At 46.4% G+C, this 5,436-nt stretch carries 6 protein-coding genes; 2 read left to right on the plus strand and 4 right to left on the minus strand.

What is annotated here, in order from left to right; genetic code table 11:
* The 4 genes from sppA to hisD form a co-directional block, all read right to left on the minus strand.
* Positions 1–788 (minus strand): signal peptide peptidase SppA (sppA, locus tag WKI49_03865; protein MEJ7621637.1); only part of this gene is annotated, 788 nt, incomplete at its 3' end.
* Positions 772–1,584, minus strand: coding sequence for a prolipoprotein diacylglyceryl transferase (gene lgt / locus WKI49_03870; protein MEJ7621638.1), 813 nt, complete (start codon positions 1,582–1,584; stop codon positions 772–774). The genes sppA and lgt, both read right to left, overlap by 17 nt.
* A 2-nt stretch (positions 1,585–1,586) precedes the next feature.
* Positions 1,587–2,132 carry a hypothetical protein gene (locus WKI49_03875; GenBank protein MEJ7621639.1) on the minus strand — a complete coding sequence of 182 codons (546 nt, stop codon included), beginning with the start codon at positions 2,130–2,132 and terminating at the stop codon, positions 1,587–1,589.
* Positions 2,129–3,409 carry a histidinol dehydrogenase gene (gene hisD, locus WKI49_03880; protein MEJ7621640.1) on the minus strand — a complete coding sequence of 427 codons (1,281 nt, stop codon included), beginning with the start codon at positions 3,407–3,409 and terminating at the stop codon, positions 2,129–2,131. The genes WKI49_03875 and hisD overlap by 4 nt, the downstream gene beginning before the upstream one ends.
* 17 nt (positions 3,410–3,426) lie before the next feature.
* Here hisD and WKI49_03885 point away from each other — a divergent pair, with 17 nt between their 5' ends.
* Complete coding sequence (locus WKI49_03885; protein MEJ7621641.1) at positions 3,427–4,455, plus strand: zinc-binding dehydrogenase; 1,029 nt, start codon at positions 3,427–3,429, stop codon at positions 4,453–4,455.
* 13 nt (positions 4,456–4,468) lie between these two features.
* The coding region (locus WKI49_03890) for a glycosyltransferase (GenBank protein ID MEJ7621642.1) at positions 4,469–5,436 on the plus strand (968 nt) is incomplete at its 3' end.

Here is a 5,436-nt window from a genome sequence, read left to right on the forward strand (position 1 = left end):
TCTTCCATGAGCTTTCTTATAAAGCCTCTCCTGTCTTCCATATAAAAGACCCTTGCCTCCGGCACGCCTGCCATCTGCTTTGCCCTGTTTATGGCATCTTGAAGGTTTCCAAGCTCATCCACAAGACCCAGCTCTTTGGCTACTCTTCCTGTGAAAACTCTACCGTCCGCTATTTCTCTAAGTTTTTGCTCGCTTATCTTCTTTGAACGGTATTTCAATATGGCTTGGAGAAACTGCTCGTAAGCGTCCTCTATGGTCTTTTGGAGGTATTCCTTCTCCTCTGGCGTGAGGTCTCTAAAAGGAGACAAGGTGTCTTTAAACTTTCCCGTCTTTATGGCAGTTGTCCTTATGCCGAGTTTTTCAAGTAGGTCCTTTATCTCTGTGTGTTGGACTATCACACCTATACTTCCCGTTATAGTCCCTGGGTTGGCAAAGATAAGGTCTGCGGGGGCGGAGATATAGTAGCCTCCAGAGGCAGCCACATTTCCCATGGAGACCACAAGGGGCTTTCCAGAGCTTTTAAAGTCCTCAAGGGCTCTGTATATTTCCTGAGAGGCTCCCACCGAACCGCCGGGGCTGTCTACCCTGAGAACGAGGGCTTTGACGCTTTTGTCCTCCTTTGCCTTTTGTATCTTTGAAACTATCCTATCTGGCTCAATTATGGCACCCTTTACCTTTATGACCGCTACCTTGTCTCCCACTGGAAGCCTTGAAAGAAGTGAACCCAAAAAGCCAAGCACCATAACTATTATGCCAAAAAGCAAAAGCCTTTTAAGCCACTTTTTCATGCCTTGCCTCCCTATAGAGCCAAAGGGCTAAGGCTATGGAGGTAGCTATCATAAGCAGGGCAACGAGCTGATTCCACGTGAGACCTATGCCACTTATGGGAGGCGTCACCCCTCTGAAAAACTCAAGGAAAAACCTAAGGACGCCATACAGAAGCATATAAAGGGAAAAGACAAAGCCGTCAAAGGGCTTTCTCCTATAGGCGAAGAGAAGAACTAAGAAGATAGCCATTAAACCCATAAACTCCATAAGCTGAGTGGGATAAAGAGGCATATAGGGAGGTGCTACCGCACCGGGAGGGAAGACCACATAAAAGAAGGGAAACTTGTCTGAAAAGTGTATACCCGGAAGCACAGAGCCATCAAGGGGAAAGGGCTTTCCATAACAGCACCCCGCAGAAGTGCATCCGAGCCTTCCAATAGCGTGGGCTATGCTAAGGGCAACCACTGCCATGTCTGCAGTCTTCCAAAAGGGCAGGCGATATTTTATTATGCCAATGATCGCACCCACCACTCCGCCTGCAAGACCACCAAAGAAGTTCATACCTCCGTTCCATATGGCAAAGATATCCGTAAGGCTTTGGACATGCTCGGGATGTTCTATCACATAGGAAAGCCTTCCACCGAAGATGCCAAGCAGGAGGGCAAGCAAAAGGGTGTTTTCCACATGGTTTGGGTTTATGCCTTCCTTCTTTGCAAACCTAAGCACCAGCCAGTAAGCAATAAGGGCACCAAGGGCTACAAGCACCCCGTAGGTGTATATCTTAATTCCAAAAATCTCTATAAGCACGGGATACATGGCTAAAATTTTAAACTATCCACCGTGAGGGTAAGGGTTATACCTTCTGTCTGAACCCTTATGGCTCTGGCAAAGCCTTCCTTTGACCACTCAAGGTAGTTAAGGGTAAGTTTCCTATCCCTTTTAGTGTCATAAAACTCTGCCAAGGCAAGCCTTCCATCCTTGAAAACATACCTTGACCTAAACACTCCATCGTCCCTTTCAAAGGAAACTCCAGAACGGGAACAAACCATCTTCTCATCACCCCTTAGCACCGTGCCAAATATCACACCATCTGGACTTATAGGTAAGTCTATACAAGCACCCGCCACGCACAGGTTGTTAAGAGAAATCTCTCCAGTCCTACCTTCACCGCTTATGAGAAACTTACCCTCAGACTTTTGGACCCTTATGGGAATTCTCAAAAGACCATACCTAAGGGAAAGGTCTGCGGTATAGGAGTTGGGGGATTTATACTCCGAGTAATTTCTTTTGACCTCCTCTCCCTCAGGACAGACAAGAGGAGCACAAGAGGATAAAAGCAAGGAAAGCAAAAGCAGTCTTTTCATAGCTCCCTCCTTACTCTAACCGCATAGTAGTGGGCAAAGAGCCCTTCCGCCTTTGCTATGCTTTCCGCATAGTCCGCCACCCTTTCAAAACCCTCCTTAGAAAGGTATATCACAGAGCTTTTCTTTAGAAAGTGATAGACTCCAAGAGGTGAGAAAAACCTCGCAGTCCCTCCTGTGGGTAGGGTATGGTTTGGTCCAAGCACATAATCTCCCAGAGGCTCTGTTGCATACTTGCCAAGAAAAACCGCACCCGCATGCTTTATGTAAGGAAGCAGAGCAAAAGGCTCTTCTGTAAGCACCTCAAGATGCTCTGGTGCTATGTAGTTTGCCACCTCACAGGCTTTGTATAGGTCTTCCACAAGGAATATGGTTCCAAACCTCTCTATGGACTTCTGGGCTATCTCCCTTCTTGGAAAGTCTTCAAGGAGCTTTTCCACCCATTGGGAGACCTCCCTTGCGTATTCTTCGTCGGTGGTTATCATAAAAGCTCCCGCCAGCTCGTCGTGCTCCGCCTGAGAGAGAAGGTCAGAGGCAGTCCACTTGGGGTCTACACTACCGTCCGCTATTATGAGTATCTCAGAGGGTCCCGCTATCATGTCTATGTCCACCACGCCGTAGAGGAGCTTTTTGGCAAGAGCTACGAATATGTTTCCAGGACCTACTATCTTATCTACCTTGGGGAGGGTTTCCGTTCCAAAGGCAAGCCCTGCAACAGCTTGAGCACCACCAATCTGGTATACCCTGCTTACACCTGCTATAAAGGCGGAAGCAAGGGTATAGGGGTTAGGCTTTGGAGAGACCATAATAACCTCTTCCACACCCGCCACCACCGCAGGCACTGCGTTCATTAGCACGGTAGAGGGATATGCCGCCTTCCCACCAGGCACATATATACCCACCCTCTCAAGGGGTAAGACCCTATTGCCAAGGACAATACCCTCCTCTTCTGTGAAAAAGCTCCTCTCTAACTGCCTTTCGTGAAACCTCCTTATCCTCTCATGAGCTACCTCAAGGGCGGACCTTACATCCTCCTCTATCTCGTTATAAGCCCTCTCAAGCTCCTCGTAAGGGACTTCCATAGTCTCAGAAGTGAGCTCAAGACCATCAAACCTCTTTGTGTATTCTATGATAGCCTTATCACCCTCTTTTTGGACTCTTTGGATTATCTCCTTTACCACATGCTCGTATTCCTCTGTAAGCACCTGCCCTCTGTTTCTTACAAAGTTTAGCCTCTCGTTAAACCTCCAAGCGGAGTTTCTCAAATCCTCTATACGCATAGTATAATAAGCATAACATGAGAGCGGTTATTCTTGAAAACTTTGGTGGAGTGGAGAACCTAAGGCTTGTGGAGGACTTTCCCAAGCCTCAGATAAAAGAGGATGAGGTTCTCATAAGGGTTAAGGCGGTAGCCCTAAACCACCTTGATATATGGGTAAGAACTGGAGCACTTGCCATAAAGCCAGAGCTCCCTCACATACTTGGCTCAGACATAAGCGGGGTGGTGGAAAAGGTGGGAAGCCTTGTAAGGGACATAAAAGAGGGTGATGAGGTGGTGGTGGCACCGGGGCTTTCCTGTGGTGTGTGTTATGAATGCCAGTCTGGTCAGGACAATCACTGCAGGCATTACGACATTATAGGTCTTAGGTCAAAGGGAGGCTACGCCCAGTATATAAGCGTCCCAGCAAGGAATGTGATAAAAAAGCCAAAGAACCTCAGCTTTGAAGAGGCAAGTAGCTATCCTCTCACCTTTTTGACTGTGTGGAACGCTCTGGTTAACAAAGCCCACATAAAGCCTTACCACAGAGTGCTCATATGGGGAGGCTCCTCTGGTGTGGGAGTGGCAGGCATCCAGCTTGCAAAACTCTTTGGAGCTTTTGTTATAGCCACCGTAGGCTCAGAGGAGAAAGCCAAAAGATGCCTTGAGCTTGGTGCGGATATGGTCATAAACCACTACCAAGAGGATGTGGTCAAAAGGGTCAGAGAGCTTTTTAAGGAAGGAGTAGACATAGTGGTAGACCATGTGGGAACGCAAACCTTTTGGAAAAGCGTGGAGTGTCTAAAAAGAGGTGGAAAGTTGGTCTTTTTTGGCACTACCACAGGCTCACAGGCACAGATAGACATAAGATATATCTTTGTGCGTGAAATAGAGCTACTTGGCGTTTATATGGGTCCAAGGGCAGACCTCTTTAAGATAACGGAGCTTTTTGAAAGAGGTCTTTTAAAGCCGGTTGTGGACAAGGTCTTTCCACTGGAAGAGGCTCAGGAGGCTCACAGGTATTTAGAAGAATCAAGGCATTTTGGAAAGGTGGTGTTGAAAGTATGAGGGAGGGATTAATGTGCAAGAGTCAAAGCTATTAATCTTAGTTTTTGCCTTCTTAGTTTCGCTTTTCATTAACCTTGGCATAGTCTTGCTCTCTAACAAGGTCAGGACTTTCATAACCGACCACTTGCATATAGGACCCCAAACCTTCCATCAAAGACCCACGCCAAGACTTGGTGGACTTGCCATATTCCTATCCCTATGCCTTGCACTACCACCTTTATTTTTCAAAGATAAAAGCCTCTTTCCTCTTTTTGCCCTCATACTCCTTAGCTCCCTGCCTGCCTTTCTTGCAGGCATAATAGAGGACCTCACCAAAAGCCTAAGTCCCCAAAAAAGACTTGCCATAATTTTCCTCTCTGGTCTTTCCTTTGTTTTCCTTACTGGCTTTTCCGTCTCAAAGGTAGACATTCCCTACGTGGACTACCTTTTTACCCTGCAGGTCTTCTCCTTGCTCTTTACTGCCATAGCCCTTGCAGGTCTTGTAAATGCCTACAACATAATAGACGGCTTTAATGGACTTGCCAGCATGACCGCAGTGCTAAACCTTTTAGCCATTGCCTACGTAGCTTACAAACACAATGACCTAACTCTCCTGTATGTTTCTCTCCTTATAGTTTCTGCCATAATAGGCTTCTTTGTGCTTAACTATCCTTATGGTCTTATCTTTTTAGGAGACGGTGGTGCCTATCTAATTGGTTTTCTCGTTGGTGCTCTTTCTATCTTGCTTGTAGAGAGAAATCCACAAGTATCGCCATGGTTTGCCCTTATGGTTAATAGCTATCCAGTAGTGGAGACGCTTTTTTCTATGTATAGGAGAAAGTTTTTGAAAAAGTTCCCCACAATGATGCCAGACGCACTTCACTTGCATACGCTTGTTTATAGGATATACACAAAAAAGTTTTTCAAATCAAAAAAACATCCATTCAGAAACCCTCTTACCTCTACAGTTATGTGGATTATCAACCTAATTGCACTAATTCC

This window comes from Aquificaceae bacterium (assembly GCA_037722135.1).
Taxonomy (GTDB): Bacteria; Aquificota; Aquificia; order Aquificales; family Aquificaceae; genus Pampinifervens; species Pampinifervens sericum.

Excerpts from the sequence above, each read along its gene's own strand:
- WKI49_03885 (MEJ7621641.1), top strand. The coding sequence starts at position 3,427 with ATGAGAGCGGTTATTCTTGAAAACTTTGGTGGAGTGGAGAACCTAAGG.
- hisD (MEJ7621640.1), bottom strand. The coding sequence starts at position 3,409 with ATGCGTATAGAGGATTTGAGAAACTCCGCTTGGAGGTTTAACGAGAGG.
- WKI49_03875 (MEJ7621639.1), bottom strand. The coding sequence starts at position 2,132 with ATGAAAAGACTGCTTTTGCTTTCCTTGCTTTTATCCTCTTGTGCTCCT.
- lgt (MEJ7621638.1), bottom strand. The coding sequence starts at position 1,584 with ATGTATCCCGTGCTTATAGAGATTTTTGGAATTAAGATATACACCTAC.